The sequence below is a fragment of the Klebsiella sp. HN106 genome (assembly GCF_051209435.1).
In the GTDB taxonomy this organism is placed as follows: domain Bacteria; phylum Pseudomonadota; class Gammaproteobacteria; order Enterobacterales; family Enterobacteriaceae; genus Klebsiella; species Klebsiella oxytoca.
This window is the reverse complement of record NZ_JBLURD010000018.1, coordinates 24357-43018: the sequence shown is the minus strand read 5'-3', so window position 1 is coordinate 43018 and position 18662 is coordinate 24357. Positions and strand designations below refer to the sequence as shown.

General features: G+C 59.0%; 11 protein-coding genes. 4 read left to right on the top strand and 7 right to left on the bottom strand.

What is annotated here, in order from left to right; all coding sequences use genetic code 11:
• Position 1: 1 nt before the first annotated feature.
• The 3 genes from pduV to ACSIPU_RS26570 all read left to right on the top strand — a co-directional run bounded on the left by pduV (position 2) and on the right by ACSIPU_RS26570 (position 2684).
• On the top strand, positions 2-454 hold the full coding sequence (gene pduV, locus ACSIPU_RS26580; RefSeq protein WP_004105216.1) for a propanediol utilization protein PduV: 453 nt from the start codon (positions 2-4) through the stop codon (positions 452-454).
• Positions 439-1653, top strand: a complete 1215-nt coding sequence (locus ACSIPU_RS26575) for an acetate/propionate family kinase (RefSeq protein ID WP_004105218.1) — start codon at positions 439-441, stop codon at positions 1651-1653. The genes pduV and ACSIPU_RS26575 overlap by 16 nt, the downstream gene beginning before the upstream one ends.
• A 164-nt stretch (positions 1654-1817) precedes the next feature.
• Positions 1818-2684: a GHMP family kinase ATP-binding protein gene (locus tag ACSIPU_RS26570; RefSeq protein WP_004105221.1), complete on the top strand. Its 867-nt coding sequence runs from the start codon at positions 1818-1820 to the stop codon at positions 2682-2684.
• An 83-nt stretch (positions 2685-2767) separates the two neighbouring features.
• On the opposite strand, the gene ACSIPU_RS26565 is transcribed toward ACSIPU_RS26570, so the two are convergent.
• From ACSIPU_RS26565 to amiC, 3 genes are read right to left on the bottom strand one after another with little or no spacing between them, the layout of a single operon-like run.
• Positions 2768-2896, bottom strand: a complete 129-nt coding sequence (locus ACSIPU_RS26565) for a hypothetical protein (RefSeq protein WP_263440524.1) — start codon at positions 2894-2896, stop codon at positions 2768-2770.
• 49 nt (positions 2897-2945) lie between these two features.
• Positions 2946-4025, bottom strand: coding sequence for a threonine-phosphate decarboxylase CobD (gene cobD / locus ACSIPU_RS26560; RefSeq protein WP_049094249.1), 1080 nt, complete (start codon positions 4023-4025; stop codon positions 2946-2948).
• A 17-nt stretch (positions 4026-4042) separates the two neighbouring features.
• Positions 4043-5296: an N-acetylmuramoyl-L-alanine amidase AmiC gene (gene amiC, locus ACSIPU_RS26555; RefSeq protein ID WP_024274647.1), complete on the bottom strand. Its 1254-nt coding sequence runs from the start codon at positions 5294-5296 to the stop codon at positions 4043-4045.
• A gap of 227 nt (positions 5297-5523) precedes the next feature.
• Here amiC and argA point away from each other — a divergent pair, with 227 nt between their 5' ends.
• Positions 5524-6855, top strand: coding sequence for an amino-acid N-acetyltransferase (gene argA, locus ACSIPU_RS26550; RefSeq protein ID WP_004105227.1), 1332 nt, complete (start codon positions 5524-5526; stop codon positions 6853-6855).
• Positions 6856-6894: 39 nt separating this feature from the next.
• On the opposite strand, the gene recD is transcribed toward argA, so the two are convergent.
• The 4 genes from recD to recC all read right to left on the bottom strand — a co-directional run bounded on the left by recD (position 6895) and on the right by recC (position 18657).
• Entirely contained in the window at positions 6895-8730 is a 1836-nt protein-coding gene (recD, locus tag ACSIPU_RS26545) for an exodeoxyribonuclease V subunit alpha (RefSeq protein ID WP_049094250.1), read from the bottom strand.
• Entirely contained in the window at positions 8727-12272 is a 3546-nt protein-coding gene (gene recB / locus ACSIPU_RS26540; RefSeq protein ID WP_196558179.1) for an exodeoxyribonuclease V subunit beta, read from the bottom strand. Before recB ends, recD begins: the two co-directional genes overlap by 4 nt.
• Positions 12269-15154 (bottom strand): pitrilysin, encoded by a 2886-nt coding sequence (ptrA, locus tag ACSIPU_RS26535; RefSeq protein ID WP_053064397.1) that lies wholly within the window; start codon positions 15152-15154, stop codon positions 12269-12271. Before ptrA ends, recB begins: the two co-directional genes overlap by 4 nt.
• A gap of 128 nt (positions 15155-15282) precedes the next feature.
• Positions 15283-18657 (bottom strand): exodeoxyribonuclease V subunit gamma, encoded by a 3375-nt coding sequence (gene recC, locus ACSIPU_RS26530; protein WP_196558178.1) that lies wholly within the window; start codon positions 18655-18657, stop codon positions 15283-15285.
• Between the last annotated feature and the right edge of the window lie 5 nt (positions 18658-18662).

Sequence of the window (18662 nt, the reverse complement as noted above, 5' to 3'; positions counted from 1 at the left end):
GATGAAACGTCTGATGTTGATCGGCCCCAGCCAGTGCGGCAAAACCTCGCTGACCCAGGGCCTGCGCGGCGAAGCGCTCCATTATAAGAAAACCCAGGCGATTGAATGGTCGCCGATGGCCATCGACACGCCGGGCGAATATCTGGAGAACCGCTGCCTTTATAGCGCTCTGTTGACCAGCGCCTGCGAGGCCGACGTTATCGCTCTGGTGCTGAACGCCGACGCCCAGTGGTCGCCGTTTTCTCCGGGTTTTACCGCTCCGATGAACCGCCCGACGATTGGTCTGGTCACTAAAGCCGACCTTGCCGATGCGCAGCGGATATCGCTAATCGGCGAGTGGCTCAGGCAGGCTGGCGCCCAGCAGATTTTTATCACCAGCGCGCTGAATAATCTGGGTCTTGATGCCGTGCTGGATTTTCTGAATTCGAAGGAACCTTTATGTCTTACAAAATAATGGCCATTAATGCCGGCAGTTCATCGTTAAAATTCCAGCTGCTGGAGATGCCTCAGGGCGATATGCTCTGCCAGGGATTGATCGAGCGTATCGGCATGGCAAACGCCCAGGTGACCCTCAAAACGCCGGCGCAAAAATGGCAGGAAACGGCGCCCGTAGCCGATCACCGTGAAGCCGTCACCCTGCTGCTGGAAAAGCTCCTCGACCATCGGATTATCCAGAGTTTGCAGGATATCGATGGCGTCGGCCACCGCGTGGCGCACGGCGGGGAGCGCTTTAAAGATTCGACGCCGGTGACCGATGAGACCTTAGCGGAAATCGAGCGCCTGGCGGAGCTGGCCCCGCTGCATAATCCGGTCAACGCGTTGGGCATTAAAGTTTTCCGCCAGTTGCTGCCCGACGCGCCGTCGGTGGCGGTGTTTGATACCGCTTTTCACCAGACGCTGGACGAGCGCGCGTTTATCTATCCGCTGCCCTGGCGCTACTACAGCGAGTTGGGCATTCGCCGTTACGGCTTCCACGGCACCAGCCACAAGTACGTTAGCGCGACGCTGGCGGAAAAGCTGGGCGTACCGTTGAGCGCTCTGCGCGTGGTGTGCTGCCATCTCGGCAACGGCAGCAGCGTTTGTGCAATCAAAGGCGGGCGCTCGGTTAACACGTCAATGGGCTTTACGCCGCAGTCCGGCGTGATGATGGGCACCCGCAGCGGCGATATCGATCCGTCGATTCTACCGTGGCTGGCGCTGCATGAGGGAAAAACGCCGGAGCAGCTTAATCAGCTGCTGAATAACGAGTCCGGCCTGCTGGGGGTTTCCGGCATCTCGCACGATTATCGCGATGTCGAGCAGGCGGCGGACAGCGGTAATCGTCAGGCAGCCCTGGCGCTCTCGCTGTTTGCCGAGCGCATTCGCGCCACCATCGGCAGTTATATTATGCAGATGGGCGGCCTGGACGCGCTGATCTTTACCGGCGGCATCGGCGAAAACTCCGCCCGCGCCAGGAGCGCCATCTGCCATAACCTGAATTTCCTCGGGCTCTCGGTCGATGAAGAGAAAAACCAGCACAACGCTACCTTTATTCAGGCCGAAAATGCGATGGTCAAAGTGGCGGTCATCAATACCAATGAAGAGCTGATGATTGCCCGCGATGTGATGCGCCTGGCGCTTCCCGAAGCGCAGACATTAACCGTTTCAGCCTGAGCTCGCCGCCAGGCAAATTGCGGTGAATCATGGAAATAGCGGGATCGGCATGACACTATGCGCTTAAAATTCTGAAAACTTTACCCTAAATAATTCAGGTCACAGGACAAAGCACTGGTGCTTTGTCCCGTAGCTTGAAGTATAACGGGTAAAAAGGTGAATACGTGGCCGTAGCGCAATGCCCCGCCTCCTGTGGGGAACTCATCCAGGGCTGGATCCTCGGCAGCGAGAAGCTGGTCTCCTGCCCCGTTGACTGGTACAGCACCGTCGAGGTGGACTACGGTTCGCCTCGGGCGGATGAACGTCCGCTGGCGCGGGCGATGGTCGACCAGTTGCTGAGCTACTGGCGTTATCCGCCGGCGCTGAGCAAGGAGATTCGGATCGATATCTGCTCCACGATTCCGGTTGCCAAAGGTATGGCCAGCAGCACCGCGGACATCGCCGCGACGGCGGTAGCCGCCGCGCATCATCTCGGCCATCCGCTGGATGAACCCACCCTCGCCCGGCTCTGCGTCTCCCTGGAGCCCACCGACAGCACTCTGTTTCGTCAGCTCACCCTGTTCGACCACAACACCGCCGCCACGCAGATTGCCTGTGACAGCCAGCCTCAGCTCGATCTGCTGGTGCTGGAAAGCCCCGCTACGCTGCTGACCACCGATTACCACCGACTTCCCCGGCTTGAAAAGCTGCACGCCCACTCCGCGTCTCTGCAGCTAGCCTGGGAGAAAGTTCAGCTGGCCTGCGAGACGGATAATCCCCGGCGGATGGGAGAGGCCGCGACGCTTAGCGCCGTCGCCAGTCAGCATCTGTTACCAAAGCCGGGGTTTGATACGCTGCGGGGGCTGGTGGAAGAGTGCGATTTATACGGTATTAACGTGGCGCACAGCGGCAGCGTGGTCGGCCTGATGCTCGACCGTCAACGTCACGACATTGAGTATTTACAGCGACGGCTGGAAGAGACGCGACTTAGCGAGCTCTGGCCCAGGCAGCACCTGCTGCGCATGGTGCAGGGCGGCGTCGAACTGCGCTAACGCTGCCGCAGCTATGCCCCGGACAGGCGCTACGCGCCTGTCCGGGCTACCGGACCACAGACGGCTATGAACCCGTAGCCCTGCTAAGCGCAGCGCGAGCCGGGAAGAAGCCGCACCGATGCATTAATCCCGGCGCATTCCCCGGAGGCGGCGCTGCGCGCCTTATCCGGGCTACCGGACCACAGACGACTATGAACCCGTAGCCCGGTCATACAGCAGCGCCACCGGGAAGAACCGCAGACGAACAATAGCGGCAGACATCTACTCGTTAAATACCCGCCTGAAGGCCGTCAGCAGTCGGGTATTTTCCTGCTGGCTGCGGATCGCGACGCGAAAGTAGCGCCCGTCGAGCCCTGGATAATTGGCACAGCTGCGGATCAGGATGTGCTGCTGCAGCATCGCGTATTGCAGATCCAGATCCGCAACGTCGCAGCGCAGAAACAGATAGTTTGCCTGTCCGGGATAGACCGTCAGGCCGGGAATATGGCGCAGTTGATGATAAAAGCGCTGCCCTTCCTCCGCCAGCCACTGCCAGGTTTTCTGCTGGTAGGCGCTATCCTGGAGAATGATCTCCCCCGCCAGGGCGGCAAAAGCATTTATCGACCACGGCATCTGGCGCTCGCGCATTCTTGCCACCGCCCGCGCATCGCCATTGACCAGATACCCCAGGCGCAGGCCGGGTATGGCATAAAATTTGGTGAGCGAACGCAGCACCCACACGTGCGGATTGTGGGCCAGAAGCGGAATAAATCCCGGCTCATCGGGGATAAAATCGATAAACGCCTCATCGAGGATCAGGGCGATGTCCAGCGACTGACAGCGTTCAGCAATCAGCGCCAGCAGTCGACGATCGGGCAGCAGGCCGGTTGGATTGTTCGGCGTGCAGAGAAATAAGCAGTCCAGATCCGGCGTCAGGGCGTCAAGAATCGCTCCGGTGAGCTGCCAGCCATCCTCCTCGCGCAGCAGAAATTCCCGCACCGCGCACTCCACCGACTGCAGCGCCCGGCGATATTCGGCAAAACCCGGAGTGACGATCATCGCCTGGCGCGGTTTCAGCCCCTGAACCAGGGTAAAAATCGCTTCAGTTTCGCCGTTTCCTGCAAGGATCGACGACGCAGGAATATGATGATGTTCCGCCAGCGCAAGGTGCAGCTGCTGATACTCAACGTCGGGATAGCGTTCAGCGCAGTCCATATTGTTGAGGATTGCGCGCTTTAAACTTTCCGGCATCCCCAGCGGGTTGATGTTGGCGCTAAAATCCAGCAACTGCTCCCCAGAGATGCCCATAAGCGCGGCGGCCTCGCGAATATTGCCGCCGTGCGCGCTCTTTAATAGAGCCATTTCACTTTCCTGTTGCGTTATCCTCGCCTTGCCAGCGTCGCGCCGTCGGCGAAGTAGGCTTTAATCCCTGCCAGAATCGACTCTGCAACCTGCTGCTGGAATTTCGCCGTTTTCAGTTTACGCTCTTCTTCGATGTTGCTGATAAACGCGGTTTCCACCAGGATCGATGGAATATCCGGCGCTTTCAGCACCGCGAAGCCCGCCTGCTCAACCTGATTCTTGTGCAGGTTATTAATATTTCCCATCTTTTCCAGCACCGCCTTGCCAAACTTCAGGCTGTCGGCAATGGTCAACGACTGCACCATGTCGAACATCGTGTGGTCGACGTAGCGATCGCCGCTTTTGCTGACGCCGCCGATCAGATCCGAGGCGTTCTGGGTCTGAGCCAGATATTTAGCCGCAGTACTGGTAGCCCCTTTGGTTGACAGGGCAAATACCGACGAGCCGCTCGGCTGACGGCTGGTAAACGCATCGGCGTGAATAGAGACAAACAGGTCGGCGCGCTGCTTCTGCGCTTTGGCGACGCGAACCTTCAGCGGGATAAAGACATCCTCGTTGCGGGTCATATAGACCTTCATGTTGCCCTCTTTCTCGATCAGCGCGCGCAGCCGTCGGGCTATCTGCAGCACCACGTCTTTCTCGCGGGTGCGGTATTTACCGACGGCGCCGGAATCCTCGCCGCCGTGTCCGGGATCGAGCATGATAACGATAGGCCGATCGCGCCCGGCTTTACCCGGTTTCGGCCCGCTCTCCGCAGGCGGAACCTGCCGCTGCAGATCGCCTTTATTGTAATCCTCGAGCAGCGCCAGCAGCGGATCCTGCACGTCGGTCGCGTTGGAAGGGTAGAGATCCATGACCAGACGCTCTTTAAAACCGGCGACCGGAGCGAGCGCGAACAGCTGCGGTTTTACGTTCTGTTTCAGCTCGAACACCATGCGTACGGTTTGCGGGTCGAATTGTCCCACGCGGGCGGACTGAATATAGGGATCGTCGCTGCGAATCTGGTTACCCATGCCTTTTAGGACGGAGTTGAGGTTAACGCCTTCCAGATCCACAACCACACGTTCAGGATTACTGAGCGCAAACTGCCGATATTTCAGGATATGGTTGGACTCCACGGTGACGCGCGTGTAGGTCGATGATGGCCAGACGCGTACGGCAACCACCTGCGCCGCGGCAGCCAACCCAACCGGACTCACACTCATTAACCACATGGCGCCCGCCCCCTGTAAAAATCGGCGGCGGCTTAATCCTGACTTGTATCCCGACATGCCACTCCCAAGCAGTAAGAAATCATTCGTATTTAAAACAAACAGATTGACCAGAAACTTTAACGAAAGGCGCATAACCTGTCATCTATAAAAGGGTAAACAATCTTTGACACCCTGATTTGGCTCACACTGTTTTCTCGGTTGCGCGAGAAATTGGGGCTTGCGTTTGCCGGCAAAACAGAATAAAAATACATAAATTACGAATAATCATGCATTGAGGTTGTGTCATGGTGAAGGAACGTCGCACCGAACTGGTAGAGGGATTCCGCCATTCTGTCCCCTATATTAACGCCCATAGAGGTAAAACGTTTGTCATCATGCTGGGCGGGGAAGCCATCGAGCATGATAATTTCTCTAGCATAGTCAACGACATTGGCCTGCTTCACAGCCTGGGAATTCGTCTGGTAGTGGTCTATGGCGCCCGTCCGCAGATCGACGCCAACCTGGCGGAGCACCGTCACGAACCGGTCTATCACAAACAAACCCGAGTGACTGACGCCAAAACGCTCGAGCTGGTTAAGCAGGCGGCGGGTATGCTGCAGCTGGAAATTACCGCTCGCCTGTCGATGAGCCTCAACAACACCCCGCTGCAGGGCGCCCACATCAACGTGGTCAGCGGCAATTTCATTATCGCGCAGCCGTTAGGCGTGGATGACGGCGTGGATTACTGTCACAGCGGGCGCATCAGGCGCATCGATGAAGAAGCCATTCACCGTCAGTTGGATAACGGCGCGATTGTGCTGATGGGCCCGGTTGCGGTGTCGGTCACCGGCGAAAGCTTTAACCTGACCTCCGAAGAGATTGCAACCCAGCTGGCGATTAAGCTCAAAGCCGAAAAGATGATTGGCTTCTGCTCGTCACAGGGGGTGTACAACCAGGATGGTGAGATCGTCCCCGAGCTATTCCCTAACGAAGCCCAGGCGCGGGTTGAAGAGATGGAAGCGGACGAAGACTACAGCTCCGGTACCGTGCGCTTCCTGCGCGGCGCGGTAAAAGCCTGCCGCAGCGGCGTGCGCCGCTGCCACCTGATTAGCTATCAGGAAAACGGCACTCTGCTGCAGGAGCTGTTCTCACGCGACGGTATCGGCACTCAGATAGTGATGGAGAGCGCCGAGCAGATCCGCCGCGCCACCATTAACGACATCGGCGGCATCCTTGAGCTGATAAGCCCGCTGGAGCAGCAGGGCATTCTGGTCAGGCGTTCTCGCGAACAGCTGGAGATGGAAATCGATAAGTTCACCATTATTCAGCGCGACAACACCACCATCGCCTGCGCCGCGCTCTATCCTTTCCCGGAAGAGAAGATCGGCGAAATGGCCTGCGTGGCGGTGCATCCGGACTACCGCAGCTCATCGCGCGGCGAAGTGCTGCTCGAACGAATTGCCGCGCAGGCGAAGCAAATGGGCCTCAGCAAACTGTTTGTTCTGACAACCCGCAGCATTCACTGGTTCCAGGAGCGCGGATTTACGCCGGTAGACGTTGACCTGCTGCCGGAGAGCAAAAAAGAGATGTACAACTACCAGCGCCGCTCCAAGGTGTTGATGGCAGACCTGGCCTGATTCTCTCCCCGGAAAGCGCATGGCTGACCGGGGAAAACATCACTGAGCGGAAAAAATATCCGCCAGGCCGCTGCGTCGTTCGGTACGCGCGACAACCGCCTGGGTCAGTACCTGCTCATCGGCATAGATCGACAGCTGCCGTTTCGCGCGAGTTATAGCGGTATAAACCAGCTCGCGGGTCACCAGCGGCACGCTGCGCGAAGGCAGGATCAGCGCCGCGTGATCGAACTCCGACCCCTGCGATTTATGCACCGTCATCGCCCAGGCGGTATCATGCTCCGGCAGACGACTCGGCTGTACCGACTTGATGCTGCCATCAGGCATCGGGAACCAGACGCGCAGGCCATCACCTCTTTCCAGCGCGATACCGATATCGCCGTTAAACAGCCCCAGCGCGCTGTCGTTGCGCGAGATCATCACCGGCCGACCTTCATACCAGCGCGAATGGCGCGGTAACGTAATCGCCCGCTTGCGGTTGAGCATCTGCTCCAGCTGTTCATTAACTCCGCTGACGCCATACGGGCCCTCGCGCAGCGCGCACAGCAGCTGGAATTCGCCAAAAGCGGCGATCATCTCTTCGGGCTCTGCCCGAGCGCGCAGCAGCTGCAGGAAGCGGCCGTAGCCCGCCTGCGCCTGATTCAGCATCGCTTCATACTCTTCGGTGGCGCTCAGCGGATACAGAGCGATATCGTCAAATGACTGGCGCAGCGTTGCGCGTACCGCGCTGCGATCGCCGCTGTTCACCGCCCAGGCCAGCTGGCCGATACCGGAATGGCGACCGAAACGGTAGCTTTTCTGCAGCAGGCACAGGCTATCGCGGAGCGAACCGGCCATATTACCCTCGCCTGCCGGAACCGACTGGCCGGTTAACCGGGCGAGCTGCGTCGCCCGCTCCGGGGTATAGCCTGCATTAACCCACGCGCAGATATCGCCGAGCACGGCCCCGGCCTCGACCGAAGCCAGCTGATCGCGGTCGCCAAGGAAAATCACCCTTCCGTGCTCAGGTAGCGCATCGATCAGGCGCGACATCATCGGCAGGTCAATCATTGAGGCTTCATCGACCACCAGCACATCAAGATGCAGCGGGTTTCCGCTGTGATAGCGCATCCGCTGGCTTCCCGGCTGCGCGCCCAGCAGGCGATGGAGGGTACTGGCTTCGGTGGGCACCAGCGCCTTTTGTTCGTCGGTGAGAGGAAGACGGCGCAGCGCAGCGCCAAGGGACTCGGTCAGGCGCGCCGCGGCTTTACCGGTCGGCGCAGCCAGGCGAATACGGCAGCGCGGGCTGGAGAAGGTCTGGATCAGCGCGGCCAGGAGTTTAGCGACGGTCGTGGTTTTACCTGTGCCCGGTCCGCCGGAAATTACCGAAATCCGCCGGGTCAGGGCGACAGCAGCCGCCACTTTTTGCCAGTCAGTTTCCTCTGCGGGCGGAAACAGCGCGTCGAGCGTCGCTGCCAGCCGGGCTTCATCCACCTCCAGCACCTGATTGGCTTCATTGAAAAAGCGCGCGACGGTTAATTCGTTGCGCCACATGCGGTTAAGGTAAAGCCGATCGCCGCAGAGAATCATCGGCGCTGGCCGCTCTCCGCAGCTGACGGCCTCGGAATCATTGAGCAGCGGCAGCCAGCCGTCCGGCGCGCCGGTCAGTTCAAGAATTCGCTCGCTCAGGCCACCTGCTTTAGCCTTCAACAGTTCATCATCGACAAGACGCGAAATCGGCAGACAGACGTGCCCTTCACCAGCATCGCGACTGAGGATCGCCGCGACCAGCTTCACCGCCGGATGCGCTTCTTGCGCCACCATTAGCGCAAACTGAACGTCCAGCGGGCGCAGCAGTCGCTGCTCAACCGCCTGCAGCAATAGTTCATCCAGGTTCATAGCGCCACCTCCTGAGTTTCTCCAGCAAACAGCGCATCAAGGCCGTCAATCAGCGGTCGCGCCGGACGGGTGGTAAAAATACCCTGCCCGCCGTCCTGTCCATCCATACCGCGTAAAAAGAGATAAATGACGCCGCCAAAGTGGCGTTCGTAATCATAATCGGCAATACGGTGGCGCAGATAACGGTGCAGCGCCAGGCTGTAGAGCTGATACTGCAAATCGTAACGATGGGTGCGCATAGCCTGCATCATCGCTTCCTGGGTATAGGCCTCGCGATCTTTCCCCAGCCAGTTGGATTTGTAATCCAGCAGGTAATAACGGCCGTTATGGCGAAATACCAGGTCAATAAAGCCTTTCAGCATACCGCGCACCTGGCGGAAATCGAGCATGGGGGTATCGACGGAGAGCGGATCGTACTGACGAATCAGCGCATCCAGGCGCAGCGGATCCAGAGGCTGCTCGATGGGCAGATAAAAAGCCATCTCCACCTGTTTATCACGCTCGCTAAGCTGATTCAGCGCGATCTCCGCGCCAGGGAGACGGGTACGCAGCACGCTGTCGAGCCATTCGGTCAGTACTGGGGCCCATTTCTCCTCGAAGCCGCTAAGCTGGAGCTTTTCCGCCATCCAGTCGGCTAGGACCGGCTGGGTGAAATCAATATCTTCAAACAGGCTGTGCAGAAACGTGCCTGGCGATGCTCCGCGCGGGAAGTGGTGCGGCGTAAGCTGCGGTTCTTCCGCCACATCGCCGACGCCTGCGGCATCGATATCCAGACGCGGTAAAAGGTCCTGCGCCGCGCTGTGTCCGTTTTGCTGCAGGCCGGAGTAGCTGGTGACGCGCCAGTCATCGCTCATCGAACGCTCAAGCAGACGCGCGGAGAGCGGCGGCAGCGCCGACTGTGGAGCCTGCCAGGGCGTCTGCGTCGTCGTCGCGGGGAGCTGCAGGGCGATATCCCCGCTGCAAAACGCCTGCAGTCGCGCCGTTAGCCCTGCGGCGTCCATCGCTTCTCCGCCCTGCAGCAGCCGCCCCAGCGCGCTGTGGTGAAAATCGCTGGCGCCGGGCTTGTCGCTGCGGCGGGGGCTAAGCGGCGCAACGCCCAGGCTGCAGTGCCAGACCGCCCGGGTCAGCGCAACGTACAGCAGACGTAAGTCTTCGGCCAAACGTTCGGCCTCAGCCAGCTCCATGCTGCCCTCATCCTGGCCCAGATCGAGCACGGCGGCAAAGGAGGTTCTGTCGTGATAAAACGCCTGATCCTGTTTGCGAAAACGCGCGATAAACGGCAGCCAGACCAGCGGATACTCCAGCCCTTTCGATTTATGGATGGTGACGATCTGCACCAGATGCTTGTCGCTTTCCAGGCGCATCTGCTGGCTGGAGGCGTTGCTATCCGGCTCGGCGATATGCTGCGCCAGCCAGCGCACCAGCGCATGTTCGCTCTCCAGCTGGTTCGCCGCCTCCTGAAGCAGCTCGCTGATATGCAGGATATCGGTCAGGCGCCGCTCGCCGCCGTTGGTTGCGAGAAGGTTTTCTGCAATGCGCCGCGCGGTCATCAGCGCGCGCAGCATCGGCATAACGCCGCGCTGCCGCCAGACTTGCCGGTAGCCGCTAAACTCTTCTACCAGCTCATCCCACGCCCGTTCGTTCTGGTTGAGGTTTTCGATATCCTGCGCGTTAAGACCGAACATTGAGGTCGCCAGCGCGCTGCGCAGGGTATTCTCGCGCTCGGGGGCCAGCACCGCCTGCAGCAGCCACAGCAGCTCCTGCGCCTCCGGCGTTTCAAACACGCTATCGCGGTTGGAGAGATAGACGGAAGGAATCGACAGCAGCTGGAGGGCATCGCGAATTAACGACGCCTCCTGACGATTGCGCACCAGCACCGTGATGTCTGAAGCCCGCACGGGTTCAGCTTTTTCACCGCGCCACAGCAGCGCCTTGCCCTGCTGGCCCGCGCTTAGCCAGTCACGAATTTGCGCCGCGCACAGCTGGGCCATAAACGTCTGGTAATCCCCTGCGCCCACGGCCTCGCCCGGCATCAGCCAGATATTCATCGCCGGAACCGCCGTATCATCAACGGTAAAGCGCAGCCCCTGATTTTTCTCGGCCGATTTCACCGGCAGGAACGGGATTTCGCGAAACATAAAAGGGTTATCGCTGAGGCTAAACAGGCGATTGACGCTGTCAACCATCCCCGGGGCGGAGCGCCAGTTGGTATCGAGCGTATAGTGAGCGGTGACGTCTCCACGCGCTTTCATGTAGGTAAAGATATCCGCGCCGCGGAAGGCGTAAATAGCCTGTTTAGGGTCGCCAATCAGCAGCAGCGCGGTATCCGCCTGGCGCCGCCAGATGCGGCGAAAGATTCGGTACTGCTGCGGGTCGGTATCCTGAAACTCATCGATCATCGCCACCGGGAAGCGCTGACGAATCGCGCTGGCCAGCGCTTCTCCGCTCTCTCCGCGCAGGGCGTCATCCAGGCGGCTAAGCATATCGTCAAATCCCAGCTCGCCGCGGCGGCGTTTTTCCCGCGCGACCGCCTCGCGGATTTCAACCATCGCCCTGGCGATCACCAGATCGGTCAGGGTTAACGGTGTCGCCAGCAGCGCTTCTATCGCGCTGAACAGCGGGTGTACCGGCGGCGCGCCGTCCGCTTTGGTGCGCTCAAGCAAGAAGGGCTGAGAGAACTTTTCCAGCGCATCCGGCAGCTGGTAGCTCAAAGTCTCTTCCTGGGCCCAGGCGGTCACTTTTTCCAGCCATTTGCCCTGATTGCCGCGATTGAACTTGCGCCGGTCGAGACCGGAGGTTTCCAGTACCGCCTCAATCTCGCTCGCCTGTTCCAGCCACTGCTGTTTGAGCGCGTTAATGCGTTCAATAATTTGCTGGTGGCGTTCGGCCAGCGTTTCTTCAGCAGGGGGCGGAGATTTTAGCTGCGGCGCCTCTCCTTGCAGCCAGCGGTCGATGGATTTCAACAGGTCGCGCGGCCCTTTCCACGCCTCGTGGATAACCGCAGCAATTTCGCGCGGCAGCGGGTAGCAGTGGCGACGCCAGAAGTCGGCGCAGGCCTGATAGCGCAGGCGGGATTCATCTTCAATCAGCTGCAGTTCGAACAGCATGCCGGACTCAAAGGCGTTAAGGCTCAGCATCCGCTGGCAGAACCCGTGAATGGTAAATACCGCTGCTTCATCCATCTGGCGTTCGGCCAGCAGCAGCGTTTGCGCCGCCTGGGCTTTATCGGCAATTTCCGCCAGCAGCCCGGCATAAAGAGGATTGTCGGTGCTTTCGCGCAGGCAGGCGATCCGCAGCTCGTGGATATTGCTGCGGATACGTCCGCGCAGCTCTTCGGTCGCCGCTTCGGTAAAGGTCACCACCAGCAGCTCTTCCACGCTGATCTGCCGGGGGAAAGCGGATTCACCACCCAATCCCAGCAACAGCCGCAGATAGAGCGCGGCGATGGTAAACGTTTTTCCGGTGCCCGCAGAGGCTTCTATCAGGCGCTCGCCCGTCAGGGGCAAGCGCAGTGGGTCAAGAGACTCGGCGGTGTCGGTCATTCATTCTCTCGCATCAGGGGTAAGGATTTCTGCAACGCGCTGACGTTCTCCCAGACTTTGCCATCCTGCGGATGCGCGTATTCCGCCTTGCCATTCTGGCTACCGGAAACCTGGGAGAGAATTGCCATGCCCTGCGGATCCACCACCGTCTGATGGAAGAAGTCGGCAAGCTTTTGCGGCGTCAGCAGTTTAATCTGAGCCACTACTTTATCACGTGAATCGAAGCGCATATTACCGCGATCGAAATCTTTGCTCAGCTTCGATGCTTCATCGCCCAGCGTTTGCGGCGCCTCCAGCATCTGACTGATGACCGTCTGCTGAATCTGCGCAAACTCTTCCGGCTTCATCGCCCGCAGTTTGGCTTCCGCCGTGGGGAAGAAGGCCTGGAAGCGCTGCCAGAGGAAAGCCGGCTGCTTATCGTTGCTTTGCAGCAGGAAGCCCATTCCCCACTGGCGGCCCACGTTCATCGAGAAGGCGAAGACCGCGTATCCCAGCTGCTCTTCCGTACGCAGCTGGTTGTAGAACCACGGCTGGACGATCTGCCCGAGAAGCGAGCTGGCAGCTGAGCTGGCGTATTCGTCCAGGTTCGGCGGCGCGAAGACAGCGGCAAGGGCGGAGTCGGTGCTGTTACCCGCTTTCTCAAAAATCGCCAGCTGCTTGCGATCAACCAGTACGTCTTTGTTGCGGCACCATTCGTTGCCGTCCGCCCCCAGCTGTTTTTGGATCTGGCGGGCCATCGCCGTTGACCGTTCGGCGGTAAGGTTACCGATGACCAGCAGCTCCGGTCGCCCTTTCGCCTTGAGGTTATCGCGATACTCCAGCACCTCTTTCAGCGTAATCGACGGCAGCAGCGCCCGGCGATCTTCACGCTGAAAGTACGGCACCTGTGAAACCATCTGAATCGGCATGATCGCCTGATCGTAGGCTTTGCCTTTGTCCGCCGAATCCATCATCTGCGCGTACCAGGATTTGGCCTGCTCCAGCTGCTCTTCGGTTGGCGTATAACTAAAGTAACCGTCCAGCAGGGCGTTAAACAGCTCTGGCAGATGCTGCGTATAGCCGTTGGCGTTAACCATCAGCCCGTTATTTGCACCGGTAGAGAAGCTGATGCCCCCAACCGCAGCCTGGTTGCTGAGCTGATCGAGCGCGATACCCGCCAGATAATCATTGAGGGCAAACATCACCTGACGGCGGGCGCTGTCCATCGCCTGCGGGTTACGCAGCACCAGCGATATATCCGCTTTTGGTTCGCTGGCGAAGTACTGACTCGGCGCGTAGATCACCCGCAGCGTCGGTTCATCGACAATCAGCTGCGGATGCGGGTAAGCCTTATCGCTTTTGATTAAGCTAAAATCGTCCGGAATATAGGGGTTCAGCACCGGCAGCTTGAGATCGATAGCGCTGGACTTCTGCTGCCAGTCGGCAAAAGTCTGCTCGCTAATTTTATCCACCTGATAGGGCGCATTAACGAAGTAGGCGGTCTTGTTATGCGGCTCTTTCGGGCTGATGTACCAGATACGGGCATTTTGCGGCGTCATCATCGCCAGACGGTCTTTGATCGCCTGCGGATCGTAGCGATCGGCGATGTTAACTACGTCCAGGGTATGTTCGACCGGCACGCGGATCATGGTGTCCGCCAGCCATTCGACGTAATCCATATTGCGGTTGATGGACGGGTAGCGGAAGTCGAGCGCCAGCACGTGGGCCAGTTCATCAAAATAGCGTTTATCAATTCCCTGGCTACGCAGCAGATTGAGGTAGCTGAAGATGGCCGCGGTCACTTCATCGCGGTGCGCCAGGCCTTTGTCCGTCAGAGTAGCAGAAATAGCCAGCACCCCGCTGTTGCCGTTGACAACCGGGTCGGAGTCCGCGCGAATACCCTCAGCCAGCCCCTGCTTTTGCAGCCAGTCTGAGAGCGTGCCGGGACTGCGATTACCGATCATATAGGTCACCAGCTCGTCGGTTTTGCTGCGGAACTGGTCGCTATTGTTATCAATGCGGAACTCCACGCGCAGGACTTTACGCGGCATCGCCGGGACATAGTGAATGATGATGCCCTTCTGCGCATCGGTCACCACCGGGACGGTTATTTCCGGTTTGTTGATATCGTGGTTCGGCACGCGACCGTAGGTGGCCGCCGCGATACTTGCCAGCTCCGGCAGAGGCTTGTTGCTGTAGATCACCGCCTTCATCAGGTTGGCGGAATACCAGCTATCGCGAAAGGCGTGCAGGGCATCAAGCACCGGCTTGCCGGGCTTGTCGCTCAGCGTTTCAAGGTTACCGCCGGAAAACTGCGAGCCGGGGTGCGCCGGGTTAATGGTTTCTGCGCTGACCTGCGCCATCCGCATCCCGTCGCGGCTGCGCGCCATCGTCAGCTCGGCGTTGACCGCATTACGCTCGCGGTCGGCATATTTTTTATCCAGCAGCGGAGCGGCGATGGCGTCGGCCAGGCGATCGACCGCGCCGTCCAGAGCATCGTTTTCTACTTCAAGATAGAAGGCAGTGCGGTACGGAGCGGTACTGGCGTTATGGCTGCCGCCGTGCATTTTGAGATATTCGGCGAGGCTATCCGGCTGCGGGTACTTTTTCGACCCCATCAGCGTCATATGCTCCAGGAAGTGGGCCAGTCCCTGATGCTCAGCGGGGTCCTGCAGCGACCCCACGGGAACGACCAGCGCCGATAGCGATTTTACCGCCTGGGGATCGGAAACCAGCAATACCACCATGCCGTTATCGAGGCGGATCGCCTGATATTGACGGGTATCTTTGTCGCTTTTACGGATGGTTTCCTGAATCGGTTGCCATCCGGTGTCTGCCTGACTTAACGGCGCCCAGAGGGCGGCCAGTAAAACAATAACCTTGAACCATAAACTGCGGGGCATTCACGGACCTCATCATTAACAAACCTGGCGCTGCACGCTATGCAGCCTTTATAAAACATCAGTCCGTGATTGGTTGCGCATCATAAATGAAGTGCCATCTATTGCGCAATTTTTATACTATTACAATGTTATTCGGACTGATGAAAACGAAACACCGGTAGCAAATAACGCTGCGTTTGCGTAAGGATCTCTTCATAGTATTCCGGCTCCAGGGTGCGCCACAGGCGCTGATACCAGACGTCGGCACCTTCGCCTCTGACCACCATGTTCCCTTCATAAGCCTGAAGAAATTTACTGCGCGCTTTTTGCTGCGTCTCTTCGTCCATTAACATGACATTCTTTTCGGCGTCATAACAGACTTTTAGCCATGCGCCGCCGCTTTCCGGCAGCAACAGCAGCGGTTTTGACATTCCCTGCAGGTAACCGTCAACGAGCTCATTCAGGTATTCCTGGGCCTGTTCCTGCGCCAGCGGGGGAAAGCGCCACTCGCCTTCTTTGCGCACAAACAGCCGACTTTCGCCGCGACCGCCGCTAGCACAATAGACAAGATGCTCCAGCCAAAGTTGCATTCCCTGCGCCACGCTTAATAACGATGGCCGCCAGCGCAGCAAACCGTCGGATTGTACCTGCTGTAGCCAGCCAGTAATGTTGACTCCGTTACATTGCAGATCGATTTCCATGCTCTGCCCCGGTTGACGGCAGGCTATCACCCGCTCTGCCAGGTTCTGCATCTCCTGACGCTGCGTTTCCCAGGCCAGTTCGCCGAATGCGCCATAGGGTAGCTCCCCGGCGGCACGAAAACGGCGATACATTGCCGAGGCGTCCTGCTGCTCAATCAGCGTATTAAGCAACTGCTGGTTCAGCTGATAGCGACTCAGCCCTTCGAGGGTAAAAGGTTCATCGTCAGGGATCTCGCTCTCTTCCGAGCGGAAATTCACCCGCAGCCGCTGCTGAAAGAAGGCGCGTACCGGATGCTGCCAGAAGCGCAGCAGCTGTTCCAGAGGCAGGTGATCGAGTTCAGGGACCGGTAGCGGCTGGATAAACTCACCGTGGGCTTCCCCCTGCTGGCTGGCAGCCGCCAGCCATTCCCGGGCATAGCTTTGATCTTCGTTCGCCAGAAAATTCGCGGCATCAAAAGGCATGCGGGTATGCAGATGAGTAATATGTTCTTTAACGCGACGCTCGCTGGCATCGCAATCCAGATCTTCGTCTCCTTCCAGGCAGTGGCTCTGACCGATATAGTCCGCCAGCTCCTGAACCAGAACCGAGGGATAGCGTTCGCTGTTATCCTGAATAGAACGGCCGATATAGCTGATATAGAGTTTCTGCTCGGCGGACATCAGGGCTTCAAGGAACAGATAGCGGTCGTCATCGCGACGGCTACGGTCGCCGCGCTGCGGCTTCTGACTCATCAGGTCAAAGCCCAGCGGCGCAAGCGTGCGCGGATAAACACCGTCGTTCATCCCCAGCAGGCAGACCACCTTGAAAGGAATCGAACGCATCGGCATCAGGGTGCAAATATTAACCGGCCCGGCGAGAAAGCGCTGGCTGATACGCTGCTGATCGAGGCGCAGGGACAGCTCATCGCGCAGCAAGGAGAGCGGTACCGTTTCGCCATACTGGGCGTCGACGCCGCCGTCAATCACCGCCTGCCACTGCTGTTCTATCAGCGCGAGGGCGGCTTCCGTTTCGTTATCCGGGAGGAAAAAGTCGTTCAGCAGATCGCGGCATACCGGTAGCCACTCGGCCAGTGGCCGCTCCTGGGCCAGCCCGCGACGCCAGAGATTAAGCTGCATCAGCAGCGATGCCAGGTTGCCCACCAGCTCGGCAATCAGCCCGCTCGACTCATCATAAGGCAGCACCGAGCGCCACTCACCCTCGCTGCTGTCCATGGCATAGCCCAATAACATGCGCGTCAGGCCAAAGCGCCAGGTATGCTGGCCGGTTGCCGGGAGGTCGAGTTCACGCACGTTGTCATCATCCATCCCCCAGCGTACGCCGGATTCGTTCACCCACTGTCGCAGGTAGCGCAGCCCCTCTTCGTCAATGTTAAAGCGCGCCGCCAGCACCGGCACGTCAAGCAGCGCCAGCACATCTTCGCTGGCAAAGCGGCTATCGGGCAGCGAAAGGAGCGTGAGAAAGGCCTGCAGTGCCGGATGCGATTCACGGGCGCGTCGATCGGAAATCGCCCACGGCAGCCAGCGTTCGCCGCTGGCGCTGCCGAAAACCGCCTGAATATACGGGCTATAGCTATCGATATCCGCCACCATGACGATAATATCGCGCGGCGTGAGCTCGGGATTCTCTTCGAGCATCGCCAGCAGCCGATCGTGCAGCACCTCAACTTCTCGCTGTGGGCTATGACAAACATGAATCGTCAGGCTGCGATCGTCCGCTGCCAATGGCCGCTTGCTGCCGCTATTGGCAAACTCTTCGGCGCTGCGCCCGGCCACGGCTTCATTGCGCAGTTCGAGAATGTCCGCCTGAAGATTATGCAGCAGGTTATCCGGCACAATATCGACAAAAGCGTCCAGCTCTTCATAGCGTTCAAGACCCGCCAGCAGGTAGATATAGTCGCGCCCCAGCTTACCCCAGGAGGCCAGTAGCGGGTTGCCGACATCCTGCTCACCGGCGTCGTTGAACAGCCCCGGCGCCTGTTCCGCATCGCGGAACAGTGGCAGCTCTCGCGCCGTTTCGCGGTGGTGGCGCCGCTGGCGGGACAGCAGTTTGGCCAGAAATGCCGGATCTTTGATGTCGCCCCAATAGTAGCGGCACGGGTTAGTGAAGAGGACATATACATCAACATGTTTACCCAGCGCCTGGAGCGCCTGCAGATACACCGGCGGCAGCGCCGATATTCCGCAAATAAAGACCCGCGATGGCAGCCCGGCGGGCGGCTGTTCGGCGTCTTCAAGCGCGCTGATAAAACGTTGGTACAAGTTGGCGCGATGCCACAGCGGCTGGCCCAGCTCAGCGGTATATTCCACCAGCGCTTTCCACAGCGGCGCCTGCCACTCCTGCGCCTCTCCCAGCCCGTCAACGCGCTGGTCAGCCTCCCAGCGCATCAGCCACTCCGGGCGATAAACCAGATACTGGTCGTAGAGATCCGCCACTCTGGCGGCCAGCTGAAACAGTTTACGCTTGTCGCTATCGTCATGCAGGTAGTGGCGCAGTAGCGTAAAAGATTCATCATTAAGCCGCTCTGGTAACAGAGTCATAAGTTTCCAGCTCATGTTTTGCTTGCTGAACGCGCTTTCTCCGGGAATATCTTTCAGCACCCGCACGAACATGTCCCAGATAAAACTGGCGGGTAGCGGGAACTCAATGTTGGCCGCAATCCCGAAGCGCTTCGCCAGCGTCATCTGCAGCCACTGCGCCATCCCGGTACTCTGCACCAGCACCATTTCCGGCATAAAAGGGTCATCCAGCCGCTGGCGCTCGACGATAAACTCCATCAAGGCTTCAAGCACATCCAGACGGTTTGAGTGGTACACCCTTAACATATTCG